This window comes from Sediminibacterium soli, from assembly GCF_009939225.1.
Taxonomy (GTDB): Bacteria; Bacteroidota; Bacteroidia; order Chitinophagales; family Chitinophagaceae; genus Sediminibacterium; species Sediminibacterium soli.
Window position 1 is genome coordinate 365,005 of record NZ_JAACJR010000008.1, and the last position, 26,887, is coordinate 391,891.

Sequence of the window (26,887 nt, forward strand, 5' to 3'; positions counted from 1 at the left end):
TTCATTTAAATACGTATCCTTGGTCATACAAATCGTTCCGATCATGAAAAAAGTAACCGGCATAGGAGGCATCTTTTTCAAATGCGAAGACACGCAAAAAATGAAAGACTGGTATGCAAAGAACCTCGGCATCGAGTCGGGAGAATATGGCGGCGGTTTTGAATGGCGGGAAAAAGACAATGCAGAGCAGCTGGGTTATACTGCCTGGAATACTTTTCCGGCAAATACAAAGTACTTTGATCCCTCCAAAAAAGAATTCATGATCAATTACCGGGTTGCCAACCTGGAAGCACTGGTAGAGACATTGAAGAAAGAGGGCGTAACCATTATCGACGAGATCAGTTCTTACGACTACGGCAAATTCGTGCATATCCTGGATCCCGAGGGCAATGCAATTGAACTCTGGGAACCTGCGTAAAAGACACCAGGTCTATTATAAAAGAAAGCGTTTTGTTGAGGCAAAGCGCTTTTCTTTTATCGGTGCCCCCATGCCCGGGCGCTAAAAAGGGACCCGCCATAAACACAGGGGTCCGTTTCGTAACTGTTCTCCTATTGTTGTGTTGCTTTTATTTTTTCGCTGCCGGTTGCCGGCTGTGCATCGCAGCAACGACAGCGCTTACCGGGAAGTCCATAAATTATGCCCGCAGAATGCCGGTTTCAGGGTGGAATAAAATCCGCGATGCAGCAAAATGCCGGGCTGCTGCTCCGCCATGGGGGAAGTTTACGAAAAAAATATCGGGTGGGGAACAGGATCAGCCGATCAGTTTAGCGATGGTATCGCGTAGCACCGAAAGGGAAAAAGGTTTGGTGATCACCGCATCGGCGCCGATCTCGGCGGCCAGCAGCACGATGGAAGGGCTTGCAGAAAACATCACCACCGGAACATGGCGGTAGGCGCTGCTTTGTTTGATGAACAGCCAGATATCGGTGCCGCTTACACCCGGCAGGTTTTTATCGATCAGGAACACATCGGGCGCCATCACCTGTTCAGAGAGTATCTGCGAGCCTTCTTCGTGGAGGGATAATGCTATATCGCCGTTTGTAAACACCAGGGATAAGGCATCCCTGATCGCTTCATCGTCTTCCACAACCAGAAGTTTCTTCATGATCGGTTCCTGTTTTCAGGACAAATACCAAGTATGGGCCGGTGAAGTTATCTTTTTTCTGCCCAAAAAAAACGCCATCTTTGCTGCGGTCTTGCAAGACCGCATGTCAAAACGATCGTTATGGATCATTTACATCGCTAAGCGAACATCCAATATGCCAGAGGAAACCCAACGTTTCACCAATGATTTTACGGCATACCTGATCGATGCCACTATCGACGGTACCATCGTACTCGATCCCGATTACCGCGTGCAATTATGGAACAGGCAGTGCAGCCTGTTTACCGGTATCAGCGAAGCGGATGCGGTCGGCAGGCATTTTTTTTCCGTTCTTCCCGGCATCGGCACTCACCAGCCCTCGCTTGATGCGCTGCAGCAGGCAAAAAACGGATACCATTCTTTTATTGCAGCTGAACATTCGGCGTACCCGGAAGGAAAATATGAGAGCCACTGTATTCCCATCAGAACGGGCACTGCAACGGTTACCGCCATCATGCTGGTGCTTCACGATGTATCGCACCGCATAAAAACCGAAACCTCGCTCAAAGAACTGAACCGTTCCTTAGCCGGCAAGAACAGGGAGTTAAAACGGCAGAACGCCGAGTTACAGGCCTATTCCCATCTCACAAGCCACGAGTTCAAGGAACCGATGCAGCATATCTACACCAGCGTAGAGCATTTACTGACGGAAGAATCGGGGAAGTTATCCGCAAGCGGAAAAATATCCTTCCGGCACATACAGGGGGCATTGCAGCGCATGCGGTTACTGGCCGACGACCTGCTGAACCTGTCCGGCCGTTCCCGCCAGTCTTCCGGCTTCGCCGATGTTGATCTGCAGACCGTGCTGTCTATTACCGTAAGCAGGCTGCAGGAACCCATTGCCGCAAGCGGCGCCATCGTACACGCCGCTAACCTGCCGGTGTACAGGGGTAACCAGGTAATGCTGGCGCAGCTGTTCCAGCACATCATCGGCAATGCGCTGAAATTTCAGGTACCGGGTAACCGGCCCGTAATCGGTATCAGCACAGAAAGCGTAAGCGGCACCGGTTTGTCCTTTAAAGAGGCAGATCCATCCGCCACCTACCTGGTCATCCGGTTTACCGATAACGGCATCGGTTTCGACCCGCAGTATGCAAAAGATATTTTCCGCGTGTTTATGCGTATCGATAAGAAAAGGTTCGGAGGATCGGGCGTGGGGCTTGCGCTCTGCAAAAAGATCACCGAACTGCACGGCGGCTTTATTGAAGCGGAAAGTGCGCCGGGGAAAGGCAGTGTGTTTCATTGCTACCTTGAAGAGAATCTTGCCTGACCGTGCGGACTTTTAAAACCGCAAACCCTATGCCGGTTTTTTTTGCGGAAAATAAGGGTCACCCCGGGGCAGCCAACCGGCGGTTTCCGGCCTGTTTTGTGGAAGAAACGGGCGGCATATTTATTTGGCATATTAAACAAACGGCCAACCGGCCGTTCCCGGCCGCTGTCAGCGCCCGGTAGCTACATATCCTCAGGCCCCTGCAATCAGCAGGCGGCAACTGCTGGCAGTTTCACTATTGTTATCACTTAAATCAATCTTATGGCAACCAGGCAAAGAGGTAGTCAAAAACGCGATGCAATTTATGCAGGACTGGAAAGCTTTTTCCAGGAAATAGAGCAAAAATACAGCGTCACCCGCGAGGAGGTACTCCGCGTGGCGGGGGAGTTGGGTGCGATCAAGGGAAGGATCAATACATACTTCCTCGTAAATACCTATATCAAAAAGAAGCGAAGCCTATAGCATCTGTTTACGCAACCCGTTTATTTAACAAAGGAATTTTCCGTTTGGACCCGGTTCGCGGATCCAAACGTTACGGCTTTTGCCGTATCTTTTCATTATGGAAATCAATGAAGCGGTTGTACTGCAGAAGCTCGGCAACAACCTCCGGCGACTGCGTGAAAAAAAAGGATGGAGTCTGCGCGATCTTTCGGACAGATGCGGAATCGACAACAGCAAGATATCCAAAATTGAAAAAGGAACGATCAATATCACCATATTAACCCTGATGCAATTGTCTATTGCACTGGATACGACCGCCACCGAATTACTTGGTAAACCCAGGAGAAAGTAATTATCTGTTCATTCGTTCCCGTTTTTTTGTTCTCCGTTCATACCCGGAACGATAATCGCGCTGTTTTTTACAAATTGCTGCAGTTCTTCCAGCATGGGCATGGTAAGCCAGGTATCCTGTATCACCTGTTCAATGGGCAACGACAGCAGCTGGCGCAGGGTAAGAACATGGTTTTGCAGACAGGCCGTTTTCATCTCTTCGCTGAAAGGCAGGTCGGCAATAGCGTTATCAAGGTAATTCATACAATCGTTTTACAGAATGATCAACATGTTCAAAAAGTTCCCGCACCACCACAGACAACCCTTCGAGCGAGGACGGCTTCTGTATGCAGAAATCCGCGCCCGCTTCAATGGCCATTCCCGCAGCATACTCTATATGGTTGGAATACAGAACAACCGGAACGGCTTTCAACCCGTGAACAGCGCGTATCCGGGCAATGCCTTCAATACCGTCTTTTACCGGCATGTTCATATCAATGAATATCATATCGGGTTTCAGGTAGTTCAGCATTTTCAGTGCATGATCCACACCCTGGGCCCAGGTACATTTGTGACCTGAACCGGCATATTTCAGCGCTTCCGAGAGAATGATCATCTCGTCTTTATCATCGTCGATAAGTAATATGTGTCTTTTCATACATTTTGGATTTATGCAACAAATAATGAACGTGCACAGACCGGGTCGTGGTCTGTGGTAAATAGCAAGCCATACGGCCCGGGAATAAGTTATGTAGCTGACGCGCTATCTGAAGCGATAGGGCGATATAAAGGTATCTGATTTCCGCGGGCTGGAAAATTTATTATTCGATGTCCGCACATTGTATTTATTGGTGTAGACATTACGCTACAGCAAGCCGCAATCGGGCGCGCTACCAGTGCCACCGGCAGAATAAACGGCAGCAACGTTATTGCGGGAAATTTGCGGAAATCTCCTTCAACTCCTTCTGCACCAGCAGGCTGGCTTCAAATATTTTTCTGTCTGTATCAGACAGGGCATTTGCAGCGTTTGCAGTTGTTTTGTCCGCAACTTTCTTTTGTGTCTTTTTTTGCCATGCGGTGCCCCGCGGCTTTTTTCTTTTCTTCATATCCTTTGTGCTACCCGCTGTAAAAACGGCATACCCGTTCATTGATGACCGCCCCTGTTGGGGTTTCCACAGAATAGGCTGTTCAGCTGTGGTATAAAAAGACCGCAGCGTGTAAAATACGCTACAAATCCCGGCAAACTGCACCAGCTGACCAATGGCACAATATTGTGAGCGCATTCCTTATATCATTACACTTCACACAAAAAAAACAATCATGGTAAACACCACTGCACGCAGAAAGACAGCAAGAAAATCTACTGCAAAGAAACAGACGCCGGCAAGAACCAGAACGGCAACACAAAAGAACAGGCAGACCGAAAACACCGAGCCACTGCTGAGAGAGTATTTCATAGACGAGCTGAAAGACATCTACTGGGCGGAAAAGAAACTGGTTACCTCCCTCCCCAGGCTGCAGAAAGCCGCCGGTTCGGAAGAACTGAAGGATGCACTTGGCGAACACCTGGACGTAACCAGGGAACATGTTGCCCGCCTCGAAGATATTTTCGGCCAGCTGGGAGAAAAAGCGCAGGCCAAAAAATGCGAGGCGATGGAAGGCATTATCGCCGAAACCGAATCGGTGATCGAAGACACCGAACAGGGCACGGCCACCCGCGATGTGGCGGTGATTATGGCGGCACAGAAAGCGGAGCACTACGAGATCGCCACCTACGGTGGTCTGCGCCAGCTGGCAGCAACCATGGGACTCCAGACCATTGCCGATCTGCTGAACACCACCCTCGAAGAAGAAAAAGAGGCGGATGAAACACTTACCGGTATTGCAGAGAACGATATCAACTACCAGGCTGCGGAAGAAAACAAAGAAGACGGGGAAGAAGACACAGACGAAGAAGAACAGGAGGAAGAGCCGGAGGAGGATACGGATGAAGACGAGGAAGAAGAAGACGCAAAAAAATAGTCGTTTCGGATTCGGCTCATCTGCCCCGAATGGCGGCTGCTGCGTTTTGTCCGGCATTTGAATCCGCAGCAGACGACTTAATGCTTCAGGAACAGCGGCAATATATGGGTCGCTGTTCCTTATTAGTGTGGAAAATTATCGGCGGGCAATCCTGCTCCCTTGTTTCTGTCATCGGTACGGCGGGGCATGGGATTTTCTATATGCACTTTATGACAGTGATACCCATTTCCCATTCCATCACCGATAATACCGGTATCGCCGGTGTCAGGTATCTGGCCGATAAATTCCATTGCACGGAAGAACTGGCCATGTATTTCTTTATCGAATGCGATTATTCCTTCTGCCTTGCAAGCGAATTGCTGCAGCGTTACCAGGCAGAGATGCGCAACCCTGCCCACCGTAAACGGCAAACACCTTTTTCTTTTATCAAAAGCAGGCCGTTGCGCAGGCTGTAGCCATGTTTACGGACATTATATGCTGCAGCCGGGTCCGGCGCGAAAACATACCGCCACCGACCGCTAACAACATGCGCAGACATGATATGCATCAGCTTTACCCGCAGCCGGGTGCGGTAACTTTACCAAAGAACCTACGCCCGTGAAACAGCTTCTTACCTACCTGCATACACAAATGGCCGCGATAACCGGTTTATCGGAGAAGCGGATGGCGCATTATACGCCGGATACGTTTCACGACCTGCGCGTAAGTATCAAAAAGATCCGGGCGGTGGTGAGACTTTCCGGTACGGACCGCAGGCAGGGCGCTACCGGCTCTTACCTCACCGCTTTGCGGAAACTGTTTAAACAGGCGGGATGCATCCGCGAACTGCAGCTGGAGATCGGCTATATCGGCGGGTTACCCCCCTCTATGGATGCCAGCAGTTTTTCACAATACCTGGAAGCGCAGCTGGCAAAAGAAAAAAGCCGTTTCCTGCTGCTGAAAAAAAACATCGAAAAAGCGTTGCGGCAGGCACCGCGGGAACTGGAACTGGCGCTGACAAAAATGAACCGCGAAGAAACGAAAACCTGGCTGGACAAAAAAATACGCCGGCTCGCCAAAAAAGCGGACAGCGGCTATTTCAACAAAGCGAATTTTCACTTACTGCGAAAAAGGATCAAGGCCCTGCACTATGCCGAAAAAGCGGCAGGCCTGAAAAACAAAAAGATTTCGCTGCCCTCGGCAGAGCGTATCTCCGATGAGCTGGGCAAATGGCACGATGCATGCGTAGTGTCTGACCACCTGATACGGGCGAAACAACGGCTGGCGTTAAATACAGACGAGCAGCATTGTCTCGACTACCTGCACCGGCACTGGCAGAAAAAAGCAAAAAAACACCTGCAGACATCCGGCAAATTGTTGCCCTCAGTATTCCGGTAAAAATAACCCGGAGCGGTGCCGCAGGTTATTGCAGCACCGGGATATAGGTGGAATCTTTTAACGGAGGGAACTGTTTTCGCAGGCTGCCCAGTGAATCCAGGTGCGAGTACAGGCCGGGCAAGGCACCTGCGGCAAATGTTTTGATAACCGCATCACCGGCATTCTTTGCCTGGTTTTCAAAATCCCTGATCATCCGGCGGTGCACATCGTACAGCACATCCACACAGGAGCGATTGAAAGCATCGCCCGCGGTACGCTGCAAACGGTCTATCTCGCGTTGCTGCCGGTTGGATATATCGGCGGGCAGGGTTACCTGCTTGGCCGCGGCAAGACCGGTGACCTGCTTATCCAGCGCCTGGTGGTCTTTGGTGAGCATCGAAGCAAACCGTTGCAGTCTTATATGCCCCTTCTTCTCGGCTACCATACGCGACAGCCGCTGGTCAAACAGGCTCATACTGTATACATTCACCAGGAAGTTCATATCGCCTTTTTCGGGAATCGGGTTAACACCGTTGCCATCGGTTCTCTGCTGGCTGTCGAGTTTGCGGGCATTATCCTGCTTGGCTTCCTTTACTTCGTCAGAAGACGTGCTGTTGCAGGCCAGGCCCAGCAGCAGCACCAGGCTACAGCCAAGCATCTGTACTCTTTTCATAACAATGTTTTGAGGTATCATCCAAACGATATGCCATGATGCGCTTCCTTGTACGCAGCGGCAGCAATGGGCTTTTACCGCCCTGCCGCTGTTCATTGATGAATAATTTCCCCCATATGAGGGCGGTTTACCCGTTCGTCCCAGGTAATCCGCTTATTTATCCGGTCATCACAGGTAACAATTTGGTAACCTCAGGGAAACAAATTGTTAACGCATAACGGGTGATGCTGCCGGTAAACGCCGGTAGCTTTGCGGCTGATTTTGATCAACAGGATACGATATGGTTTGGCAAAACTGATGGTGCTGCTGTTAGCGGTGTATATTCTCGACGTCAGTGTTGATGTGGATTATACCTGCAACGGTTTTGCCTGTGTATTCCTGGAGCGGTTCGACGATACCGATTCCTTTTCGGAATACCTGATCGAATCCGTTTTGGGCAATAACAACGCAATAGCCGAGCGACCCAACGAGGACAGGCATCCGCTGCAGAAGCTTGCCCATAAATACGCACCTTTTATCGCCTTCAGCAGCACGGCTCCGCAACAGGAGATCACCGGATGGCAGCAGCCCGCCCGCCGCCAGTTGCAGCTGCCCCGCAATACCCACCTGCAACAGGAAGACCATTCCACGGTATTTTCTCCCCCTCCCGAACAGTCCCTTATCTAACCCGATCACCGTTCTGTAGCAACGGCGGCACCATTGTGTGCGCTGTTGGATTTTTTATTCCTAAACACAGGTATATGGGACTCATCACCGCGTACCGGCACGGCAGTTTCGTGCGGTGCGCAGATGCTTCCATCAGACAGCTGGAAGCACTGCCACCGGCGCAAACCGCGCCCGATCGTTTTCTGACTGAATTAAAGAACGATATCGCCCTGCTCGAGTATTTCTATTCGCAGTTCGATCTCATCAACAACCAATTGAGACAACTGGTTGACCAATACCAGCACCTTCAAAAAAACACAAGGATCAAGTTGCGTGAGGGACAAATAAAATACCTCCGCAAATAAACCACAGCAATTCTGCAAAACACCATTTAACACTGATTTATGTACCCAAAACATGTATTCCGAACACTGCTGCTGATCATCACCGCGTTTTTCGGTCTGGGGCGTGTATCTGCCCAGGAAACGACGGCATCGCTGGGCGGCACCGTTAAAACCGCCAAAGGCAGCATCATCGATGGCGCCACCATCTCGCTGAGACATGAGCCCACGGGTTTTGTGAGCCGCGCCATCAGCAATAACAAAGGCTATTATTTTATCGGCAACCTGCAACCCGGCGGCCCATACACCATCAGCATCAGCTATGTGGGATTTGGCACCGAAGAAAAAAACAATTATTACCTCAGCCTGGGTTCCAATACGCTTGACCAGCAACTGAAGGAACTGAACAATACGCTTACCGAGGTAACGGTTGCCGCAAGAAGCGGCGGACTCAAATCGGGCGCAAACGTACAGGTGGGTCAGAACCAGATCAGAACCATCCCCTCGCTGAACCGCAGCCTGCAGGATGTGACCAAGCTGACACCCCAAAGCAATAACAACTCTTTTGCAGGCACCAATTTCCGTTACAACAACGTAACGATTGACGGCGCGATCAATAACGATGCGATAGGCTTCAGTCCTTCGCTGGGCGGACAAACCAATGCATCCGGACAGCCCGGCAGCAGTACGCGTACCAATCCTGTTTCGCTGGATGCGATACAGGATGTGCAGGTATACCTGACACCTTACGATATTAAAATCGGCAATTTCCTCGGCGGAAGCATCAACGCGGTAACACGCAGCGGAAGCAACGAACTGCATGGCTCGGTGTATGGTTACGGAAGATCCGCCTTCCTGATCGGGCCGAATAATGCAGGCGACAAAAGCAAGATACCCACCGATTTTCACGATTACCAGACAGGGGTGCGTCTTGGTTTCCCGATCATCAAAAACAAACTGTTCTTCTTCACCAATGAAGAGATCACCCGCCGCGTAGATCCCGTGATCCTGGCGGCCGGCTCGTCCGACAATACCGTGATCAGCCTGGCACAGGCACAGTCGATCGATTCGGTGATGCGGAACAAATACGGTCTTGCCAACGGCGCAGGTGCTTATGGCAACACTTCCATCTATTCCAATTCCAACAAGTTCTTTAACCGCATCGACTGGGTGATCGACAGCAGGAACCGTTTGTCGATCCGCAACAATACGATCAGGTCGCAGGCCACCAACCTGGAACGCGACCAGCAGAACTTCCGTTTTGGCAGCATCGATTTCAAACAGGTGAACAACCAGACATCGACCGTTGCGGAGCTGAAAACGAATTTCCACAGCGGTTTGTCGAACAGCCTGGTGCTCGGTTATTCCAATATCCACGATTACAGGGAGCCGGCCTCCAACCCCGCCCTGCCGCAGATCGAGATCGCGTCCAGTGGCGGCAGCACCATCTTTCTGGGCACCGACAGGGAAGGCGCGGTATTCAATATGAAACAGAAGACCTATGAGTTTACCGATAACCTGACCATGGTAAAGGGAAACCATACGTTTACGTTCGGCACGCACAACGAGTTTTACGATATCACGTACGGTTTTGTGAACTCATGGAACGGGCGTGCTTCGTACAGCAGTGTCAGCGATTTCCTGAACAACAAACCGAACAGGGTGCGCACCAATTACAACTATGCCGACAATACCCGCGACTACATCATGAGCAACCCGCCGGCGGCTTTTCATATCAACCTGTACAGCGTGTATGCGCAGGATGAGATACGCATCGGCCGGCTGAAACTGATGCCGGGACTGCGTGCCGATCTGGCTGTTATGCCCAACAAACAGCTGCTGAGCAGCAAGACCACCAATGCACCGGTAGACCCGAATTTCGGCACTACCTATGCCTATACATTGCCAAAAGATATCAGGAACGATTTTCTCGGACAGGTACAGGTATCGCCCCGGCTCGGGTTTAACTGGGATATCAAGGGCAACCAGCAGTGGGTGCTTCGCGGCGGAACCGGTGTGTTTACCGGCCGTATACCGTTTGCCTGGCTGGGCTATGCCTATTACAACAACGGTGTAACCTACGGTGCATTTGACCAGCGTGCCTCCACGCCATATGCTGCGGGATCAGATCCTGTAAAAGATGCGATCAGCGGAAATATCGGCGAGGCCAATTTTGTGAAGAACCAGGGCAGGAACATCAACGACCCCAGCGGGGCAACACAGGTTGACCTGATCGACAACCATTTCAAAATGCCGCAGGTATGGCGCAGCAGCCTGGCGCTCGACTATACCACAGCCGATCGCTGGAAGTTTACACTGGAAGGCATCTATACCAAAGTGATCTACGACCTGAAATTCCAGCAGGTGAACTATGTGGACAATCCGACCTACTGGGTGTATGATACCAAACGCCAGCAGCCGATTTATTCCGGCGCCAAGATCAACCCGCTGTACACCAATGCATACCTGCTGAGCAACACAAAAGACGGTTACCGCTACAGTCTGACGGCGCAGGTGAACAAGAGTTTCCATTTCGGACTCGGCTTTACCGTTGCCTATACCTATGGTTATTCAAAAGATATCACCAACGGCATACGAAATTCCATGGAATCCAACTGGCAGCTGAACCAATCGCTCAGCCCCAACAGTCCCGCGCTTGCGTACTCCAATTTCGATATCCGTCACAGGATCGTATCTACGGCCAATTACCGGATCGACTGGAACAAACAGGGAAAATCGATCTCAGGTTTCTCGCTGTTCTTCAACACGGCATCGGGACTTCCCTTCTCTTACGGTCTGATCAATACCACTTATAACGGAACCGGGCAGGCGCAGAGCCTGGTGTATATACCGGCCAAGGCGGATCTTTCCAAATTCTTCGCTGACCCCGTACAGGCTGCCAACTTCGATGCGTATGTGGATGCAGACAAATACCTGCGTACACGCCGCGGAGATTTTACGGAGCGCAACGGCGGGCGCACTCCCTGGAATACACAGCTCGACTTCAGGTTTACACAGGACATCAACCTGCGTGCAGGCAAGAAAACACATACGCTTACTTTTACGTATGATATCATCAACCTGACCAACCTGCTCAGCAGCAGCTGGGGCAAGCAGTATTTCTCGCCCAATACCTTTAACTCTATGGCTTCAACAGGTTTGAAAGTAACGGCACCGGCCACCGCGGGCGCTTATCCGACCTATACCTGGAGTAACCCGAGTGCTCCTTATTCTATCGACCTGTTTGGATCCAGATACCAGATGCAGGCGGGTTTGCGGTATACGTTTTAACCGGCATTCCTGAAACAAGGGCGCCATCGCATTGCGTGATGGCGCTTTTTTTACCCCCGACCGAAACATTGGCATGTTTTTTACTGCCATCCTGTTATGTTTGATAAAGCAAGACTCGAGCGTATCAGGGAACGATTGATTGATAACAACGAAACCATTACCGTGGCCGAAAGTGTTACATCAGGTCTGATGCAATGCGCTTTTTCACAGGCGAAGGATGCCAGCTGTTTTTTTGAGGGCGGCATCACCGTTTACCAGCTTGGCCAGAAAACCAAACACCTGGATGTGGAACCCGTTCATGCGGAAGCCGTACACATGGTTTCGACGAAAGTATCGGAGCAGATGGCATTGGGCGCGCTGCAGATGTTCTGTACAGACTGGGCGATCGCGATCACGGGTTTTGCCGCCCGGACAGACTCGAACAGCATACTGTACGCCTATGCCAGCATTGCTTTCCGCAACAAGATTGTGCGAACCGACCGCATCGTATCCGACAAGGAAGATGGCTGGGAAACGCAGGTATACTTTACCACCGAAACCCTGCGGCTGCTGGACGATTGCCTGACAGAAAAATACGCCGCCGTTCCAAAATAGCGCGTCCGAAAAACAACTTTTAACGTGCTGTCTATACCCCGAATGGATAGGTTTCCGGCATTTCGTGTCTGTCAACCGCGTCTGCCGGCATGGCATGCAGCGCCCTGGTTTCGCTGATAAACAGAAAGGCATCATACCGTTTCGTGATCAGCGAAGACACATAATTACCCGGTCTTTCAACAGCCGGCTGGTACACTACGCCTACGGCGCGCTGGGGTATCGGTTTTTTACCGAAAGGTGTATCCGCGATGTCTTTCATCAGCAGTAAAGCATCCTCACCGGCTGACTGGTAAAGCAGGTCTTCCCAGCTGCCGGGCATGGCAGGCGGCATGTCCATTGCCTGCATCGGCGCGCCCCATTTCTTTCCTGCCGTTACTGTACCAGAATAGCTTCCGAAACCTACCAGCACAACCTGCTCCTCCCCGATTTTTTCTCTCGATAACTGCCCGATAGTATACATACCATCGTTGCGCATATCGGTGTAGGCCGCATCGCCGATATGGGTATTGTGTGCCCAAACAACCGCTTTGCCCTCCGCACCATAAAAACCGAGTAACCGCTCCAGCGTATCCTGCATATGCCTGTCGCGCGCGTTCCAGGAAGCTGCGCCGCCGTTCAGCATGGCCCGGTAATAGGCTTCGGCGTTCACCGCCACATGCGCATTCTGTTCCGTACTGAATGCTGTTTCCATATCGTGATCGTACTGCGGTCTGCGTGTCTGTATCTCCTGCAAAAGCTGCGCTACTTCCTGCTCGCATAACCGGGGCACAAAACGCAGTGCAGAGGCATAGTTGTATCCATCCTCCCCGCCATAGGGTTCAAAACAGCGGAAGGCCTGTTCCGCGAGCCCGAGCGTATCGGGATCTGTTTTCCTGAGATAGTCCATGATCGCTTCCATCGATTCCCATAAACTGTACACATCAAGCCCGTAAAACCCCGCCCTGCGGTTGGCAGGGAGCGACTGGTTATGGCTTTTCAGCCATTCGGCAAAAGCGGCCACTTCCCAGTTACGCCACATCCAGGTGGGCCAGCGGCGAAAATGAGCCAGCACCGCCGCCACGGATGTTTCGTTCGAATATCCTTTGACAAAACGGTTCAGCCGGTAGCAGTCCGGCCAGTCGCCTTCCACCGCCACAAACCCAAAGCCTTTTTCTTCGATCAGTCTTTTGCTGATATGGCTGCGCCAGGTATAGTATTCATGTGTGCCATGCGATGCCTCGCCCAGCATCACAATGCGCGCATCGCCGATCTGCTCCAGCAAAGGCGTAAGATCTGCATCGCTCTTCAACGGCAAACAGCGATCCTTTGGTAGTAATGCCATACCCTGTTCGCAAAAAAGACATTCCAGCCGGATGGGCATTATTTTACACAGCAACCGTTCGCAAGGGCCATGCAACGCGGCCGCACTGTAGTCCGTTTTCCCCGAAGCGGTCTCAAAAGACCGCATCCGTTCCGGCACCGCATTTGTGCTTCGATTACATGTCTTTGCATTCAAATTTCCCAATTGCTGAAATTCATTCTTAATGATTGCCTATGTCAACCATCAAACACCTTCAAACCCTTTTGCGGTTTACCTACGGATTGCTGGCGATCGCGGCAGGACTTGATAAGTTCACGAACCTGCTTACGAACTGGGCCGATTACCTGGGCAACAACAGGCACCTGCTACCGCTGGAACCCCTTGTTTTCATGCGGATCGTGGGTGTAATAGAGATCATCGCAGGTCTTATTGTGTTTGTTTATCCCAGGTTAGGAGGTTTTATTGTTATGGCCTGGCTTATCTGTATTGCGCTGCAGCTGATCGCGGGCGGCGGGTATTACGATGTGGCCGTGCGTGATCTTGTTCTGGCCGTGGGCGCCTATACGCTGGCGCAGCTGCATACAAGAAATCTAAGGGGCGAGCCATCGAAACAGTGACAGCTGTTTATTGCGTTCCGGGGAGCATGGGTACAAAATAAAAAAGATCGAACAGCTCTTCCTGGATGCTGCCATCAGGACTTTTGTGCATACGCACCATCTGCTGTCCTTCGGTTCCGCCAACCGGCGCCACCAGCAGACCCATCGGCGCCAGTTGTTCGAGAAGATTACCCGGTATGATACGTGCGGCGGCAGTAAGCAGTATCCTGTCGAACGGCGCTTCTTCTGCCAGTCCGTGATGACCATCGGCATAATAAAAATGAACATCGGGCAGTGATTGCAGGTAGGCAAACGATTCGTTTTTTTCAAACAGTTTCCGCTGCCGCTCCAGTGAGTACAGGTGCACACCCAGACTGGCGAGTATGGCTGACTGGTAACCGCTGCCCGTGCCTATCTCCAGTACTTTCTGACCCGGCTGCACCTGCAGCAGTTCCGTCTGGTATGCCACGGTATAGGGCTGCGATATGGTTTGGCCTTCGCCTATCGGCAGGGGCTTGTCTTCGTAAGCATATGGCTGCTGTTCCTCTCCTACAAAAAAATGTCGCGGCACTTTGGCTATTGCATTCAGCACCTGTGTGTCCTGTATGCCTTTACTTCTGAGTGTATCCATCAGCCTTGTCCGCAGCCGCTGCTGTTTCTCCGTATCAATATCCGCTTTTACCATACCCGCTGTCGCACAAAAAATATTCCAGTTTACCAACGTATTGCGGGTAAAAAGATACACAAACACCGTTGCGCATGGGGATGAGCCGCTAATACAGGCCAGGGGCGTTACCCCGTCTTTTGCTTATATTGTATTCCAATCCAATAACTCAAAACCTTTTTATGCGAACCCACCGTTATTCCACACTGCTGGTATGCCTTGTTGCGGCATTTACCGTTACCGGAGAGCTCTGTGCACAGGATACGCAGATCTATATCGCGAATTGTATGCGTCAGAAAAAATTTGCCTTCCAGGCGCAGCTGGCACGGCCGGCCGATGGCTCCAATAGGGTGCTGAGTACAGAATACCGGATGGATGTCAGTCCGGACAGTATTTCGGTGGTACTGCCCTACTTTGGTCAGTCGTACAAACCCAGCACCGGACTTACCGACGGAAGTATCCGTTTTGTTTCCCGGAAATTCGACTACACAGCCGAGCAGGGTAAGAGAGGTAAATGGGTGATCTCCATCAAACCCAAAGATGCAACCGATGTACAGCAGATGGTGCTGACGCTGTTCGACGACGGAACGGGGTTACTGCAGGTAACAAGCACCACCCGGCAGCCGATCTCGTATGCCGGAAGACTGACGGACTAAACCGATGAACCGTCAATAGGTAATGGTAAGACCACCGCCCCATCCCATATCGCTGTCGTAATGGGTAGACAGTGCTACATATTTGGTGAGTATGTAACGGAACCCTGCCATATATTCTTTATCGGTGTTACCCATGAAATTGAAACGCAGTCTTTTTGTCAAAGCCATGTCTTCCCTGCCGATCTGCACGCGCAAACCGCCGTCGCCGGTGATCCTTGCATCGGCCCTGAGCAGCATGGGCAGTGTATACTGAACACCCAGGCAGATCACCGCGCGCTGGTCTTTGGTGTTTGTCTGGCCAAACAGGTTCTTTTCGGCTTCGTGTCCGCGCCGGTAACGCCAGTCGAATCCAAGATAGGGCATCAGCCACTGGTTTCTGCCGATGTACCGGCCGATATGCGTTTCGCTCTCGTATCCTTTTTCAGTACTCATGCCCAGCCGCCATTCGGTCTGCAGTAACCAGCGTGTATTACCCATCCGGAACTCGCCGTCGCTGCCATTGCTTTCGAGCCCGATCTGCGCGTAGGGGAAAAACCGTTTATCGTCGCTGTACACTTTGCGGATATCCTGCCTGTAAACGGGCGGTGCATCGGCCGCCGTTGTTTCGTAGCTGAATATCCTTCCCATACCCGCCATCATGTGGTAAAGGATATGACAGTGAAAATACCAGTCGCCCCGCTGCTCCGATGCATGAAACTCGATGGTGTCCGTTTCCATCGGCATAATATCCAGTACGGTTTTCAGCGGGGAATAATCGCCCTGTCCGTTCAGTACACGGAAGAAATGACCATGCAGGTGCATGGGATGGCGCATCATGGAATTGTTGCGGATAACGATGCGTATGTTTTCGCCTTTACGGATCAGTATCTTATCCGTTTCCGAAACGGTTTTGTTGTTAATGGTCCATACATACCGGTTCATATTACCTGTAAGCTCAAAGAACAGCTCCCTGACCGGTCCTTCAGGAAGCCTGGTGGAGCGCGGTGAGCGCAGCATGGCATAGTTCAGCGTACTGATGGTTTGGTTGCTGTCTGTTATTTCCGGGTACATCACCGTGTTCATATCCATCTGCTGCAGACCCATCTTCATACCCATATCGTTCATGGTGCCGTCCATGTTCATCATATCGTTCATCATCTTCATCCCCTCAAAATATTTCAGCCGGGGAAGCGGGGGAGCGGCCTGCCTGGTTCCGTTGCCGATCCATAGCAGGGTTTGGTTGGTTCTGTCTTCCGAGCCGGCCATAAACGCATAACTGCCACCGTCCGGAACGGTGAGTTCCACATCGTAGGTTTCCGATACACCTACAATCAGCCTGTCTGCCGCAACCGGTTCCACCTCTTTTCCGTCAGTAGCCACCACGGTGATCTTTCCTCCTGCAAAGCGCAGCCAGAAATAGGTAGACGAACTGCCATTGATGATACGCAAACGCAATTTGTCGCCGGGCCGCAGATCCGCCACGCTGTCCGAAGCTTTGCCATTGATGGTAAACAGGTCGTAGTACACATCGCTTACATCCATGGCCAGCATGCGTTTCCATTCGTTGGTGATCTTCACACCCAGTTTCTTTTCCCTGATGGCCTGCCAGTAATCCTGCGCCGCATTCTTTTTAATGGCATACCAGTCGGTTGCATTGTGCAGCGATCGTTCCACCTGCTCCGGCTTTTCATTGGTCCAGTCACTCAGCAATACCGTATGCTCCTTTACTTCGTTTGCCTCCCTGTTTTTTTTATCGATGATAAACGCTCCGTACATACCCGACTGTTCCTGCAGCATCGAATGCGAATGATACCAGTAGGTGCCGTTCTGAACGATCGGGAAGCGGTACACAAAATCGCTTTGCGCCGCTATCGGCTGCGTGGTGAGGTAAGGAACGCCATCCTGTTCGTTGGGAAGGATCAGTCCATGCCAGTGAACGGATGTTTCCATATGCATCAGGTTGTGTATATGGATCTCTGCGCTGTCGCCCTCCGTGAAGCGCAGTTCCGGCGCAGGGATATGCCCGTTGATCGCAACCGCTTTGGCCTGGCGGCTCGTATAGCTGACAAGGGTGTCTGTTACATACAGGTGATAGACAACCTTATTTCCCGATCTGGTATAAAAAGGCAGTCGCCGCTGCGGAGCCTGGTGCTGCATGCCGTACGGCTGCGCTTCTGTAAAAAGACCGGTCAAAAGAAAAACGAACAGGATGCGGAATCTCATGGTTTGGGTTTAGACGGAATGGTTTCGGTAACGGATCCGCAGCTAAGCATGGCTGATCCGTAATAAGGGTTTCTGACCGCGGTTTCTTCGCTTAGCCAGTAGGCTTTTTTCATCGGGCAATACTGAACATAAGCCGGCGATGCCTGCTGGTGGGATTTTGCCCAGCCGATCATGGCTGCTGACAGCAGCGCAAACGAAGCGCGTTGTTTGGCAATGTCCTTACCCGAAGCCAGCGCGTCTGCTTCTTTCGCTATCGCGGGCTCGTCGGACTGCAGCATTTTTGCCAGTTCAGCTGCCTGAACGGCGGCTGTTTTGGCATCGCCCTGCACCAGTGCGTTCTTGAGTGAATAATATACCGTCAGCGGATCCGCGGTGCGGTTCTGCGCCGATACGGCGGTTACAGTACAAAATAATTGCGCAACCAGTGCGGCGGATACCAGGTACTTCAGCATAAAAAAAGAGTTTGGTGAAAGAATGTTTTTTTCCTTGATGAAGAGATCACTCTTTTAAGTTACTGCCAAAATTCCGCTTTGAACCCTGCATCTTCCACCGCTTTGGCCAGTGCTGCCGGGCTGAGGGAACTGTTGGTTACCTTCAGCGTTTTTTCCGGAGCCTGTGTATCCACCTGCCAGTTGTTTTTACCGGCCAGTTCGTCCAGTACAGGTGTTACCTTGGCTACGCAGCCGCTGCATTTGATGTTTGTTTTAAATTGAAGTGTTTCCATGTCTGTTGTATTTTGACGATAAAATTAGTATGGTCCCGGGCCGCAGCCGTTATAGTTTAGCGGACCGATTGTATAGCTTTGTTAGTACTCATATCCTCGCCATCTTTAACCGCAGGCTGTTCATTACCACGCTGACAGAGCTGAGCGCCATGGCCGCGCCGGCGATCATCGGGTTCAATAAAAAACCGTTTACAGGATACAGCAGACCTGCCGCAACGGGTATACCCACCAGGTTATAGATGAACGCCCAGAAAAGATTCTGGCGTATGGCGGCAACGGTTTTCCGCGACAGTTTCAGCGCTTTGGGAATACTGCCGATATCGGACGTGATCAGCGTCATTTTCGCTACGTCCATGGCTATATCGGAACCTTTTCCCATGGCGATGCTCAGGTCTGCCTGCGCCAGCGCCTGTGAATCATTGATCCCGTCGCCCACCATGGCCACTATCCTGCCCTGCCGCTGCAGCATCTGTACAAAATCCGATTTACCTGCCGGCAATACTTCGGCTTTATAGTTAACGATGCCCGCTTCTTTTGCGATGGCCGCGGCGGTATGGCGGTTATCGCCGGTAAGCATATACACTTCGATAGACGCGCGCTGCAACGAGGCAACGGCTTCGTGCACACCCTGTTTTATTTTGTCTGCAATGGCGATGATACCAACCAGCGCAGTTTCCTCGGCAAACAGCACAACGGTCCGGGCGGCGGCCTGCCATTCATCCACCAGCGCATGCTGTTCCGCTGTCAGCACAACCGCATTTTCCTGCATGAGCGCAGGGTTGCCTAGCAGGTATTTTTTTTGATCCGCCACAGCGGTGATGCCCTTTCCGGTAATACTCTGCAGCGCTGTCACGGGCAGCAGGGGTGCCGTTCCAAGCGAGGCCACCACGGCTTCGGCCAGCGGGTGTTCAGAGCTGGCTTCGATACTTTTTAACACCGATTCCAGGTAAGCGGTTCTTGACCTGTCCCATATCTTCCTTGCCACCACTTCCGGTTTGCCGTAGGTGATCGTTCCGGTTTTGTCGAGCAGGATGGTATCCACTTTATGCGCGATCTCCAGGCTTTCGGCATCCCGGATCAGGATATGGTTTTCCGCACCTTTGCCGATGCCGACCATGATGGCAGTGGGTGTGGCAAGACCCAGTGCACAGGGACAGGCGATCACCAGCACGGTTACGGCATTCAGCAGGGCATAGGTAATGGCATTGTCGGCGCCGGAAAACATCCATACCACCCAGGTAAGCAGGGCTATGCCGATCACGATGGGTACGAATATGCCTGCGATCCTGTCGACCAGTTTTTGCACCGGCGCCTTGCTGCCCTGTGCCTGCTGTACCATGCGTATGATGCCCGCCAGCAGGGTATCGGCCCCTACTTTCTCGGCGCGGAATTCAAAACTTCCTTTCTGGTTGATGGTGCCTCCAAACACTTTTGTTCCGGGTGTTTTGAGCACGGCAACAGGTTCGCCGCTGATCATGCTTTCGTCCACATAGGATTCACCCGATACCACGGTGCCGTCAACAGCTATCCTGTTACCGGGTTTTACGAGTACACGGTCGTTTACCTGCAAAGCCGCTACGGGAATCTCCTGCCGGTGACCGTTTTCATGCACAACGGTGACTGTTTTGGGTTGTAAACCCATCAGGTTCTTTATTGCAGAAGACGTACTTGCTTTGGCACGTTCTTCCAGCAGTTTGCCGAGCGAGATAAAGGCGATGATCACAGACGCCGCTTCAAAATAAACATGGGCATGCAGTCCTCTGTTATGCCAGAATGCGGGATACAGCGTATTGAATGCACTGAACAGGTAAGCAATGCCCGTGCTCAGCGCTACCAGGATATCCATGTTGGCGGTGCCATGCCTGGCGCGTTTCCATGCATTGATAAAAAAATGTCTGCCCAGGTAAGCCACCACGGGTGTTGTCAGCAGCAGCATGATCCAGCTGGCATAGGGCATATCCATAAAAAACATGGCGATGACCACAACCGGCACCGAGAGTACGGAAGACCAGATGGTTTGCTTCACCAGCGCGCGGTATTTTTTCCGTGCGGCGGCTTCCACGATATCCTGGCTGTCGCCCTCGCTGATGACGATATCGTAACCGATGGCGCGAACCGCTTCCCGCAGTCTGGTTTCATCCGTTACCGCAGGGTCGTACAAAGTCCATGCATACTGGTTTGCGAAGTTTACGCCGGCCTCCTGTACGCCCGGCGCCGAAAGAAGCGTTGATTCAACACTTACCGCGCAGGCGGCGCAGGTCATGTCTAATACGGGGAATTCTTTCCTGACCAGGTTGGGAGCGTTGACTGTTGGTATTTTTGCGGGCATCTGTTTTTTTACAAAGCTCAGCCCGCATCGATGGCACCCGGTTACAACAGGGGAAGTTATCTGTACAAGATTTTTACAACAGGGAAGAGATTGGTGGATTGCCGAATGCGGATTGCCGATGTGGATTTATGGATTTTCTGGGGCGACGGTAATTTTTGGGGCGGCCTGTTCGCGGAAACGGGAGGTGGTCGTGCCGGTCAGCGCTTTGAACTGGCTGGCCAGGTGCGCTTTGCCGGTAAAGCCCAACCTGAACGCGATGGTTTCCAGGGTAAGATCCTCCTGCAACAACAGGTCCTTCACTTTTTCCATACGCCGGTTTAGTATATACGCTTCAATGGTTGTTTTCTCCGCTGCCACAAAGAGGGCACTCAACTGGTCATAGGGCATCCGCAGTTTACCGGCGGCATATAGGGAAAACCGGAAACCTGCGGGAAAATCAAAACCGCCGGAATACACTTCGGCCACCAGTTTTTTTACCGCCGCTGCAGCCAGGTAGGTTTTGTCTTCTGCAAGGGAAAAACCAAGAACATGCAGACGTTCCCGCAATTCCGCTATTTTTTCCTGCGGTACGGCGCCGAGTGCCACTTCTCCCAGGGTAATGCCGGTGGCATGCAGACCCAGTGTATCCAATGTGTTTTTTACGGCGGAGATACAACGTTCACATACCATACCTTTTATTCGCAGCGTTCCTGTTTGCATAGTCCTGTTTGATACACCCGGAGTGTACCGGGCAAGAAAGCAATAAAATACCCATGCAAATTAGCTATGCAGGCACGGTCCGTGCTCATGAAATTATTAGCTGCCTGTATAAAATTATCAGCCCTTCAGTTTATCCAGCGGCTGGCGTGTGTTTTCGGTGAGTCCGCGGAACTGCGAGGGCGTCATTCCGGTTGTTTTTTTAAACTGCTGTGAAAGATGCTGCGGGCTGCTGTAGCCGAGCTGGTCGGCAATTTCACCCAGGGCCAGTTCGTTATAGGTAAGCAGTTCCTTCACCCTTTCGATACGCTGCAGTATCGCAAACTTCTCAATGGTCATTGCTTCCACAGAAGAGAACAAAGTGGTGAGATAATGGTAATCCATGCCCAGCTCCTGTTCCAGGATGGCCGACAGTTTCAGGTTCGACACTTCGCCGCTGCGATGCACCAGGTTGATGATGGTGTTTTTAATGCGCTCCACCGTTTGCGACCGCTGGTCGTCCAGCAATTCAAAACCAAGCGAGCGCAGGTTTCCGGCAAACCGCTGCAGGGTATCCGGTCCGGGATCGGCAGCAACCGTTACCTCACCCAAACGCAGGTCGGAATACGGCAACGGTAATTTTTCGAGTTCATTTCTGACAGCCATGATACAGCGATCGCAGACCATGTTCTTTATATGCAATACCATCCCTTGTCTTTCTGCAAAATTAATCCTTTGTTTTATTTCCTGCCCGACGCATCCGATGAGGATGGACTGACTGCAGGTTATGCCTGTTCGGGCACAGGAAAGGTCAGCAAAAACACGGTGCCCCTGCCCTGTTCGCTGTGCACGCGGATGGTGCCACCGTTGGTGCGCACAAATTCCTTCACCAGCGCCAACCCGATACCGATGCCTTTTTCCTGCCTGGTACCGTAGCTGCTGTCGACATATCCCCGGCTGTTGAACTGCTGCAGTTTTTCTTCAGACATCCCCGCGCCCGAGTCGCGGAAACTGATCGTTACCCGGTTGCCTTCCACAGACGCGCCGGTTTCCACAAGACCGTTTTCAAAAGAAAATTTCATGGCATTGTTCAGCAGGTTGCGGGTGATCACTTCCAGTTGGTCTTTGTCGGCAAATAACCGGGTACCGGGTGGGATCCGGTTAACCAGGCTCAGCTGTTTTGCGGAGGTCTGTGCGATCATCGCATTCCAGGACTGCTGTACGATGGCTGCGGGATGCACCACTGTTGGGCGGGCGCCCGCACCTTTCAGCTGGGTCAGCGCCCATGCCAGCAGGTTATCGATGGTATCGCGGAAAGGAACGCTCTGCCGGTGCAGCAGGTGCAGCATCTCTTTTTGATCGGCCTCGCTCAGTTCACCGCTTTCCACCAGGGCCAGCGCTTCGGCAATATTGTTTGCCGGTCCGCGCAGGTCATGGCTCACGATAGAAAAAATCCTGTCTTTTACATAGTTGAGCGCGCGAAGTTCCTTGTTAAGCCTGTTCAGCTTTCTCGAATACAGGAGCGAGATCAGGCTTAACAAAACAGCGGTGATCAGGATGGTCCATACCAGGGTTCTTTCGCGGGCCAGTCGCTGGTTCGTTTGATAAACCCGCACTTCTTCCTGCTTGCGCCGGGCAAAAAGGGTATCGAGCAGTTTGTGGTGTTCCTCGAGCGCAAATATCGCCTCGCGGTAGTTACGCTGGCTTTTGTGTATATCGGCGATGGCACGGAAAATATCCGCCGCCAGCTGCTGGTGACCGATGCGTCTGGCAATACGAAGCGCGTTGGCAAGGTGTTCCAGGCTGCTGTCGGCTTCTTCCGCGGGCAATAACCTGGCTATCTGCACCAGTGCCCTGGCTTCGTGTTCGGGTAATCCGGCGTTTTGCGCACGCGCCAGCACCTTTTTCTGGTGTGCGATCGCATTGCTGGTATCCTTTTTTTGTTCATACCTGCGGGCCTGCTCCTGCAGCTGGTAAATGGTGGACTGCCCAAAGAGAAATGACTGCAGGATACAGCCGGAAATGACAAGAAACAGACGTAAGACAGGGCTCATAGTCGGATATTGTGGTACGGGGGGAACCATACAAAAGTAGGATTTTGCTTTTTGAGCCGGTCTTCAAGAAACGCATACTGCTGATTTTCATTAATTTTAAGAGATGTTTATGCCAGAAACCCAGGATTACAGACGACTGTTCGAAGACAATCCCTCCCCAATGTTTATTTATGATAGCGAGAATTACAGGTTCCTGGAAGCCAACCATTCGGCACTCAGGCAGTATGGCTATACCAAGGAAGTTTTTCTGGGGATGACTCCCCTGGATTTACGCCCCAAAAGCGAATGGCCCGCTTTTTATAAGGCCACGGATGCATCTCCCGGGCAATACTACGACGCCGGCAGGTTTTTGCATACCAACGCCGCCGGAAAAGAATTCTTTGTACAGGTGTATGCCTACCGAACCGTATTTGCCGGGCGGCCAGCGGTGCTGGTGACCGCGATCGATATCGACGAAAAAGTAAGAACCGAGAACAGGCTTAAAGAAAGCATTGAACAGAATGAGACGATACTGGACAGCATCACGGATGCGTTTTATACGGTTGACGATGAGTGGCGGTATACCTATGTGAACAAAGCCTACGAGCGGCTCCACAAAAGACCCAGCAGCGAAGTGATCGGCAAAGTGGTATGGGATGTCTTCCCCTATGGCAAAGAGCTGAAATTCTATGACGAATTCCAGAAAGTAAAAACAACCCTGCGGGGCGTACACTTTGAAGAATATGTCCCGCAGCGCGATATGTGGGTTCGCGTAAATGCGTATCCCGGTCCCGATAACGGCGTGGCGGTGTATTTTATGGATATCACACAGGAGAAAAGACTGGAACAGCAGGTTTTCGACGACCAGCAGCACCTGCTGGCCATTATCAACAATACCCCCGATATCATCTGGTCGGTAGACAAACACTACAACATACAGGTGGGCAATGATGCATTCTGGAAAAGGGTGTCGGAGATCACCGGCAAAACGGAAACCAAAGCCACCAATGCCGATTACAGCAGCAGTCTGCTGGCTGAATGGAAAAGTCTTTTTGAGCGCGCGATGAAAGGCGAATCCTATGGCATGGTTTACGAAGCGGAGATACAGGGTCAGACCCGTTATGCAGACATCAACTTCAATCCTATTTACGACAGGGGAGGAAAAGTAACGGGCATCAGCTGTTTTTCTCACGATATTACCATACAGAAAAAAAACCTGCTGCGGATACAGGCACAAAACAAACGTCTCCGCGATATCGCCTGGATGCAGTCGCACCAGGTTCGTAACCATGTGGCCAATATTGTGGGCATACTCGGGCTGATCGATAAAACAACATTGACGGATGAGCATTCACGGCATATGTTCAATCTGCTGAAGAATGCCGCGAACCAACTGGACCAGACCATACGTGAAATTGCCGCGCGTACCGAAGAAGAAAAGATATAGGCACCGGCAAACGATGTTTTATCGCGAAAGCATCCGGACGACGGGCAGATTAATGGTTTTTATTTTTCTTCATTACCCTGAAACACAGACAGGTAGCAAAATATTGCAGGCAGTGTGCAGACAACGGCATTCCCTGGCACAGCGATTGCACCTGAATCTTTAAAACCATTTGCGGCACCAACAATTCAGATTGATCACACATGCCACAAGCTGTATGGGCCAGGAACTGGCCAATTTATTTGCACAATGCGGCAGGAACCTGATTCTGGTATCGAATGACCTCATTGGTCTGGAAAAAATGGCGGGAGAATTACGCAGTGAATACGGCATCAAAGTGTTCCCGATCGCAGAAAGCCTCCTGTCGGATCACTGGCCTGTTACCATCCACAAAATACTGGTGCACCTGGGATTCACACTCCCTGGCAATGCTAACGTTCCGGTAAGGTAATCATGAATTTTGCACCGATTCCTTTTTGTCCTTCGGCATAAATGGAACCACTGTGGTTCTCGAGTATCTTCTTGCAGATAGCCAGGCCGATACCGGTTCCATCGTATTCGTACCTGCCGTGCAGACGCTGGAATACCTCAAAAATGCGTTCGTTGTATTGCGGTTCAAAACCGATACCGTTGTCCTCCACCGTAATGAGGTGTTTGCCCGAAACTTTCCGGTAACCTACGCGAAGTGCCAGCGCCACACCCGGCTTCCTGAACTTGATGGCATTGGAAAAAAGATTGTCGAACAGCTGGTGCATCTGGTAGGGTATGGCATTGATCACGGGCAGCATATCGCTCTCAAACACCAGTTCTTCGGAAGGGATACGTTCCTGCAGACCGGCGGCCAGTTCGGTCACCATCTCCTGCAGGTCTACGGGTTTGAAGATGCGCTCGGCAGAGCTGGTGCGCGAAAAACTCAGCAGGTCGTTGATCAGCGTATGCATACGGTAGGCAGACCGCTTGATGCGTTCAAACAGATCACGCTGGTTACCTGTAAGGTTCTCTATACTCTCGTTTTCGATACGCGAAACAAAGGTATTGATCTTTCGAAGCGGCTCCTGCAGGTCGTGGCTCGACACATAAGCAAACGAAGCAAGGTCTTTGTTGATCTTTTCGAGTTCTTCGTTGGCGCGCTGCAGTTCCTGCGTTCTTTCTGCCACTTTTTCCTCCAGTATTTTACGCGCGTTCAGTTCGGGCCGCATATCGCGCATCACGGCGCCGATACCGATCGGCTGACCGGTTACCGTATCCGTGATACGGTGGCAGTTATTGAATAAGGGAATGATCTCGCCCGTTTTGGCATTGCGCACGGCAAACTGACCGGCCCACCTGCCCTTACCCATTACACTGGGTATGATCTCGGCCTCCACAAAAACAAGTTGTTCGGGGGTATGAAAATCTGCGATCGGAATGGTTCTTACATCCGCATCGGCATCGATGCCGAGTATGTTCCTGCCGGCCTCGTTGATATAACTGTTGGTGCCATCCAGTTCCAGGATAGACATCAGGTCTACGCTGTTATCGACCAGCGTCAGCAGTTTCTGCTGCTGCTCACGCGAGCGTACCTCGGCAGCCATATTGCGGATCTTTTCCGTACTGTCGTAACACACCACCAGGATACCCTGCACCAGCCCGTTCTCGTCGCGCACAGCGCTGCAGCTGAATGTCCAGTATACCTGGCTTACCTCGCCGTCGCGCGTAAGCGGGAACAGCGCATCTTCCTGGAACAGGGCGTTTTGGCCGGCAAGTATCTCTTTGAACCTCGGCTCCAGCACCGGCCATATTTTTGACCAGGTATCTGCCGCGCCGGCTCCCAGCGCTGCGGGATGTTTGCCGTTATCGCCCAGGCACTGCCGAAATGCATCGTTATAGATCTGTATGAACCGGGGCCCCCACAAAAGCAGCATGGGAAACCTCGCCGCCATGATCGTGGATACCGTAATCCGCAGGCTCAGGGGCCAGCTGCCCATAGCGCCGACAGCGGTCTGCTGCCAGTTGAACTGCTGCAACAGCTCCGGCATGGTTGCACCCGGTGATTTGCTCATAGAACTTCAAGATACAATTTTTATCAACCGTATGTCCAGCGCCGAACTGCGGCGGCCACCGGTAAAAAAAAAGAAAGGCAGTCCGGGCTCCTTTCTCTTTTTTTACGGGCAAAG

Annotated in this window: 30 protein-coding genes; 15 read left to right on the top strand and 15 right to left on the bottom strand. The window is 51.7% G+C overall.

The window, feature by feature from the left end; all coding sequences use genetic code 11:
* Positions 1-43 precede the first annotated feature (43 nt).
* Complete coding sequence (locus GWC94_RS16835; RefSeq protein WP_161834672.1) at positions 44-418, top strand: VOC family protein; 375 nt, start codon at positions 44-46, stop codon at positions 416-418.
* A gap of 334 nt (positions 419-752) precedes the next feature.
* Here the strand turns inward: GWC94_RS16835 and GWC94_RS08825 are convergent, their stop codons facing one another.
* A complete protein-coding gene (locus tag GWC94_RS08825; RefSeq protein ID WP_161834673.1) occupies positions 753-1,106 on the bottom strand; it encodes a response regulator transcription factor in 354 nt (117 codons plus the stop codon).
* A 154-nt stretch (positions 1,107-1,260) separates the two neighbouring features.
* Here GWC94_RS08825 and GWC94_RS08830 point away from each other — a divergent pair, with 154 nt between their 5' ends.
* The 3 genes from GWC94_RS08830 (at position 1,261) to GWC94_RS08840 (ending at position 3,208) form a co-directional block, all read left to right on the top strand.
* Positions 1,261-2,415, top strand: a complete 1,155-nt coding sequence (locus GWC94_RS08830) for a sensor histidine kinase (RefSeq protein WP_161834674.1) — start codon at positions 1,261-1,263, stop codon at positions 2,413-2,415.
* A gap of 261 nt (positions 2,416-2,676) precedes the next feature.
* Positions 2,677-2,877, top strand: a complete 201-nt coding sequence (locus GWC94_RS08835) for a hypothetical protein (RefSeq protein ID WP_161834675.1) — start codon at positions 2,677-2,679, stop codon at positions 2,875-2,877.
* 97 nt (positions 2,878-2,974) lie between these two features.
* Positions 2,975-3,208: a helix-turn-helix domain-containing protein gene (locus tag GWC94_RS08840; RefSeq protein ID WP_202628677.1), complete on the top strand. Its 234-nt coding sequence runs from the start codon at positions 2,975-2,977 to the stop codon at positions 3,206-3,208.
* An 8-nt stretch (positions 3,209-3,216) separates the two neighbouring features.
* Here the strand turns inward: GWC94_RS08840 and GWC94_RS08845 are convergent, their stop codons facing one another.
* The 3 genes from GWC94_RS08845 to GWC94_RS08855 form a co-directional block, all read right to left on the bottom strand.
* Positions 3,217-3,450, bottom strand: coding sequence for a hypothetical protein (locus GWC94_RS08845; RefSeq protein ID WP_161834676.1), 234 nt, complete (start codon positions 3,448-3,450; stop codon positions 3,217-3,219).
* A complete protein-coding gene (locus GWC94_RS08850; RefSeq protein WP_161834677.1) occupies positions 3,437-3,844 on the bottom strand; it encodes a response regulator in 408 nt (135 codons plus the stop codon). Before GWC94_RS08850 ends, GWC94_RS08845 begins: the two co-directional genes overlap by 14 nt.
* A 268-nt stretch (positions 3,845-4,112) precedes the next feature.
* On the bottom strand, positions 4,113-4,292 hold the full coding sequence (locus GWC94_RS08855) for a hypothetical protein (RefSeq protein ID WP_161834678.1): 180 nt from the start codon (positions 4,290-4,292) through the stop codon (positions 4,113-4,115).
* Between the two features lie 214 nt (positions 4,293-4,506).
* Between GWC94_RS08855 and GWC94_RS08860 the strand changes: the two genes are divergently transcribed.
* The 3 genes from GWC94_RS08860 to GWC94_RS08870 all read left to right on the top strand — a co-directional run bounded on the left by GWC94_RS08860 (position 4,507) and on the right by GWC94_RS08870 (position 6,585).
* Complete coding sequence (locus GWC94_RS08860) at positions 4,507-5,208, top strand: YciE/YciF ferroxidase family protein (protein WP_161834679.1); 702 nt, start codon at positions 4,507-4,509, stop codon at positions 5,206-5,208.
* A 209-nt stretch (positions 5,209-5,417) separates the two neighbouring features.
* Positions 5,418-5,663: a hypothetical protein gene (locus tag GWC94_RS08865; RefSeq protein ID WP_161834680.1), complete on the top strand. Its 246-nt coding sequence runs from the start codon at positions 5,418-5,420 to the stop codon at positions 5,661-5,663.
* A gap of 142 nt (positions 5,664-5,805) precedes the next feature.
* Positions 5,806-6,585: a CHAD domain-containing protein gene (locus tag GWC94_RS08870; RefSeq protein ID WP_161834681.1), complete on the top strand. Its 780-nt coding sequence runs from the start codon at positions 5,806-5,808 to the stop codon at positions 6,583-6,585.
* A gap of 25 nt (positions 6,586-6,610) precedes the next feature.
* Here the strand turns inward: GWC94_RS08870 and GWC94_RS08875 are convergent, their stop codons facing one another.
* Positions 6,611-7,237, bottom strand: coding sequence for a DUF4142 domain-containing protein (locus GWC94_RS08875; RefSeq protein WP_161834682.1), 627 nt, complete (start codon positions 7,235-7,237; stop codon positions 6,611-6,613).
* Positions 7,238-7,522: 285 nt separating this feature from the next.
* On the opposite strand from GWC94_RS08875, the gene GWC94_RS08880 reads away from it, so the two are divergent.
* The 4 genes from GWC94_RS08880 to GWC94_RS08895 all read left to right on the top strand — a co-directional run bounded on the left by GWC94_RS08880 (position 7,523) and on the right by GWC94_RS08895 (position 12,108).
* A complete protein-coding gene (locus tag GWC94_RS08880; RefSeq protein WP_161834683.1) occupies positions 7,523-7,903 on the top strand; it encodes a hypothetical protein in 381 nt (126 codons plus the stop codon).
* Between the two features lie 74 nt (positions 7,904-7,977).
* The gene (locus GWC94_RS08885; protein ID WP_161834684.1) at positions 7,978-8,247 is read left to right on the top strand and encodes a hypothetical protein; all 270 of its coding nucleotides are present in this window, start codon (positions 7,978-7,980) and stop codon (positions 8,245-8,247) included.
* Positions 8,248-8,286: 39 nt separating this feature from the next.
* On the top strand, positions 8,287-11,514 hold the full coding sequence (locus tag GWC94_RS08890; RefSeq protein WP_161834685.1) for a TonB-dependent receptor: 3,228 nt from the start codon (positions 8,287-8,289) through the stop codon (positions 11,512-11,514).
* A gap of 96 nt (positions 11,515-11,610) precedes the next feature.
* Positions 11,611-12,108, top strand: a complete 498-nt coding sequence (locus GWC94_RS08895; protein ID WP_161834686.1) for a CinA family protein — start codon at positions 11,611-11,613, stop codon at positions 12,106-12,108.
* A gap of 31 nt (positions 12,109-12,139) precedes the next feature.
* On the opposite strand, the gene GWC94_RS08900 is transcribed toward GWC94_RS08895, so the two are convergent.
* Positions 12,140-13,429: an erythromycin esterase family protein gene (locus GWC94_RS08900; RefSeq protein ID WP_161834687.1), complete on the bottom strand. Its 1,290-nt coding sequence runs from the start codon at positions 13,427-13,429 to the stop codon at positions 12,140-12,142.
* Positions 13,430-13,641: 212 nt separating this feature from the next.
* On the opposite strand from GWC94_RS08900, the gene GWC94_RS08905 reads away from it, so the two are divergent.
* Entirely contained in the window at positions 13,642-14,025 is a 384-nt protein-coding gene (locus GWC94_RS08905; RefSeq protein ID WP_161834688.1) for a DoxX family membrane protein, read from the top strand.
* A gap of 7 nt (positions 14,026-14,032) precedes the next feature.
* Here the strand turns inward: GWC94_RS08905 and GWC94_RS08910 are convergent, their stop codons facing one another.
* On the bottom strand, positions 14,033-14,749 hold the full coding sequence (locus GWC94_RS08910; protein ID WP_317163453.1) for a protein-L-isoaspartate(D-aspartate) O-methyltransferase: 717 nt from the start codon (positions 14,747-14,749) through the stop codon (positions 14,033-14,035).
* 101 nt (positions 14,750-14,850) lie between these two features.
* Between GWC94_RS08910 and GWC94_RS08915 the strand changes: the two genes are divergently transcribed.
* Positions 14,851-15,324, top strand: a complete 474-nt coding sequence (locus GWC94_RS08915; RefSeq protein ID WP_161834689.1) for a DUF4251 domain-containing protein — start codon at positions 14,851-14,853, stop codon at positions 15,322-15,324.
* Positions 15,325-15,336: 12 nt separating this feature from the next.
* Here GWC94_RS08915 and GWC94_RS08920 read toward each other — a convergent pair whose 3' ends face one another.
* From GWC94_RS08920 to GWC94_RS08950, 7 genes are all read right to left on the bottom strand, one after another.
* Positions 15,337-17,526, bottom strand: coding sequence for a multicopper oxidase family protein (locus tag GWC94_RS08920; RefSeq protein WP_161834690.1), 2,190 nt, complete (start codon positions 17,524-17,526; stop codon positions 15,337-15,339).
* Positions 17,523-17,978, bottom strand: a complete 456-nt coding sequence (locus tag GWC94_RS08925) for a DUF3347 domain-containing protein (RefSeq protein WP_161834691.1) — start codon at positions 17,976-17,978, stop codon at positions 17,523-17,525. The genes GWC94_RS08920 and GWC94_RS08925 overlap by 4 nt, the downstream gene beginning before the upstream one ends.
* A gap of 59 nt (positions 17,979-18,037) precedes the next feature.
* Complete coding sequence (locus GWC94_RS08930) at positions 18,038-18,250, bottom strand: heavy-metal-associated domain-containing protein (protein WP_161834692.1); 213 nt, start codon at positions 18,248-18,250, stop codon at positions 18,038-18,040.
* An 88-nt stretch (positions 18,251-18,338) separates the two neighbouring features.
* A complete protein-coding gene (locus GWC94_RS08935; protein ID WP_202628687.1) occupies positions 18,339-20,579 on the bottom strand; it encodes a heavy metal translocating P-type ATPase in 2,241 nt (746 codons plus the stop codon).
* A 126-nt stretch (positions 20,580-20,705) separates the two neighbouring features.
* Positions 20,706-21,278: a helix-turn-helix domain-containing protein gene (locus GWC94_RS08940; protein ID WP_161834693.1), complete on the bottom strand. Its 573-nt coding sequence runs from the start codon at positions 21,276-21,278 to the stop codon at positions 20,706-20,708.
* 117 nt (positions 21,279-21,395) lie between these two features.
* Positions 21,396-21,962: an AraC family transcriptional regulator gene (locus tag GWC94_RS08945; RefSeq protein WP_161834694.1), complete on the bottom strand. Its 567-nt coding sequence runs from the start codon at positions 21,960-21,962 to the stop codon at positions 21,396-21,398.
* A 77-nt stretch (positions 21,963-22,039) separates the two neighbouring features.
* Positions 22,040-23,308, bottom strand: coding sequence for a tetratricopeptide repeat-containing sensor histidine kinase (locus GWC94_RS08950; protein ID WP_161834695.1), 1,269 nt, complete (start codon positions 23,306-23,308; stop codon positions 22,040-22,042).
* Positions 23,309-23,417: 109 nt separating this feature from the next.
* On the opposite strand from GWC94_RS08950, the gene GWC94_RS08955 reads away from it, so the two are divergent.
* Both GWC94_RS08955 and GWC94_RS08960 read left to right on the top strand, forming a co-directional pair.
* Positions 23,418-24,734 (top strand): PAS domain-containing protein, encoded by a 1,317-nt coding sequence (locus GWC94_RS08955; protein ID WP_262886268.1) that lies wholly within the window; start codon positions 23,418-23,420, stop codon positions 24,732-24,734.
* Positions 24,735-24,924: 190 nt separating this feature from the next.
* A complete protein-coding gene (locus tag GWC94_RS08960; RefSeq protein ID WP_161834697.1) occupies positions 24,925-25,182 on the top strand; it encodes a Rossmann-fold NAD(P)-binding domain-containing protein in 258 nt (85 codons plus the stop codon).
* Here the strand turns inward: GWC94_RS08960 and GWC94_RS08965 are convergent.
* Positions 25,163-26,773 (bottom strand): PAS domain-containing sensor histidine kinase, encoded by a 1,611-nt coding sequence (locus GWC94_RS08965; RefSeq protein WP_161834698.1) that lies wholly within the window; start codon positions 26,771-26,773, stop codon positions 25,163-25,165. The genes GWC94_RS08960 and GWC94_RS08965 overlap by 20 nt on opposite strands.
* Positions 26,774-26,887: the final 114 nt, after the last annotated feature.

What these genes read in the sequence shown, in the direction of transcription:
- GWC94_RS08855 (WP_161834678.1), bottom strand. Translation starts at nt 4,292, where the DNA reads ATGAAGAAAAGAAAAAAGCCGCGGGGCACCGCATGGCAAAAAAAGACA.
- GWC94_RS08885 (WP_161834684.1), top strand. Translation starts at nt 7,978, where the DNA reads ATGGGACTCATCACCGCGTACCGGCACGGCAGTTTCGTGCGGTGCGCA.
- GWC94_RS08865 (WP_161834680.1), top strand. Translation starts at nt 5,418, where the DNA reads ATGACAGTGATACCCATTTCCCATTCCATCACCGATAATACCGGTATC.
- GWC94_RS08955 (WP_262886268.1), top strand. Translation starts at nt 23,418, where the DNA reads ATGCCAGAAACCCAGGATTACAGACGACTGTTCGAAGACAATCCCTCC.
- GWC94_RS08915 (WP_161834689.1), top strand. Translation starts at nt 14,851, where the DNA reads ATGCGAACCCACCGTTATTCCACACTGCTGGTATGCCTTGTTGCGGCA.
- GWC94_RS08835 (WP_161834675.1), top strand. Translation starts at nt 2,677, where the DNA reads ATGGCAACCAGGCAAAGAGGTAGTCAAAAACGCGATGCAATTTATGCA.
- GWC94_RS08925 (WP_161834691.1), bottom strand. Translation starts at nt 17,978, where the DNA reads ATGCTGAAGTACCTGGTATCCGCCGCACTGGTTGCGCAATTATTTTGT.
- GWC94_RS08830 (WP_161834674.1), top strand. Translation starts at nt 1,261, where the DNA reads ATGCCAGAGGAAACCCAACGTTTCACCAATGATTTTACGGCATACCTG.
- GWC94_RS08920 (WP_161834690.1), bottom strand. Translation starts at nt 17,526, where the DNA reads ATGAGATTCCGCATCCTGTTCGTTTTTCTTTTGACCGGTCTTTTTACA.
- GWC94_RS08840 (WP_202628677.1), top strand. Translation starts at nt 2,975, where the DNA reads ATGGAAATCAATGAAGCGGTTGTACTGCAGAAGCTCGGCAACAACCTC.
- GWC94_RS08895 (WP_161834686.1), top strand. Translation starts at nt 11,611, where the DNA reads ATGTTTGATAAAGCAAGACTCGAGCGTATCAGGGAACGATTGATTGAT.
- GWC94_RS08900 (WP_161834687.1), bottom strand. Translation starts at nt 13,429, where the DNA reads ATGGCATTACTACCAAAGGATCGCTGTTTGCCGTTGAAGAGCGATGCA.
- GWC94_RS08845 (WP_161834676.1), bottom strand. Translation starts at nt 3,450, where the DNA reads ATGAATTACCTTGATAACGCTATTGCCGACCTGCCTTTCAGCGAAGAG.
- GWC94_RS08905 (WP_161834688.1), top strand. Translation starts at nt 13,642, where the DNA reads ATGTCAACCATCAAACACCTTCAAACCCTTTTGCGGTTTACCTACGGA.
- GWC94_RS08945 (WP_161834694.1), bottom strand. Translation starts at nt 21,962, where the DNA reads ATGGTATTGCATATAAAGAACATGGTCTGCGATCGCTGTATCATGGCT.
- GWC94_RS08940 (WP_161834693.1), bottom strand. Translation starts at nt 21,278, where the DNA reads ATGCAAACAGGAACGCTGCGAATAAAAGGTATGGTATGTGAACGTTGT.
- GWC94_RS08825 (WP_161834673.1), bottom strand. Translation starts at nt 1,106, where the DNA reads ATGAAGAAACTTCTGGTTGTGGAAGACGATGAAGCGATCAGGGATGCC.
- GWC94_RS08890 (WP_161834685.1), top strand. Translation starts at nt 8,287, where the DNA reads ATGTACCCAAAACATGTATTCCGAACACTGCTGCTGATCATCACCGCG.
- GWC94_RS08850 (WP_161834677.1), bottom strand. Translation starts at nt 3,844, where the DNA reads ATGAAAAGACACATATTACTTATCGACGATGATAAAGACGAGATGATC.
- GWC94_RS08860 (WP_161834679.1), top strand. Translation starts at nt 4,507, where the DNA reads ATGGTAAACACCACTGCACGCAGAAAGACAGCAAGAAAATCTACTGCA.
- GWC94_RS08950 (WP_161834695.1), bottom strand. Translation starts at nt 23,308, where the DNA reads ATGAGCCCTGTCTTACGTCTGTTTCTTGTCATTTCCGGCTGTATCCTG.
- GWC94_RS16835 (WP_161834672.1), top strand. Translation starts at nt 44, where the DNA reads ATGAAAAAAGTAACCGGCATAGGAGGCATCTTTTTCAAATGCGAAGAC.
- GWC94_RS08930 (WP_161834692.1), bottom strand. Translation starts at nt 18,250, where the DNA reads ATGGAAACACTTCAATTTAAAACAAACATCAAATGCAGCGGCTGCGTA.
- GWC94_RS08935 (WP_202628687.1), bottom strand. Translation starts at nt 20,579, where the DNA reads ATGCCCGCAAAAATACCAACAGTCAACGCTCCCAACCTGGTCAGGAAA.
- GWC94_RS08875 (WP_161834682.1), bottom strand. Translation starts at nt 7,237, where the DNA reads ATGAAAAGAGTACAGATGCTTGGCTGTAGCCTGGTGCTGCTGCTGGGC.
- GWC94_RS08965 (WP_161834698.1), bottom strand. Translation starts at nt 26,773, where the DNA reads ATGAGCAAATCACCGGGTGCAACCATGCCGGAGCTGTTGCAGCAGTTC.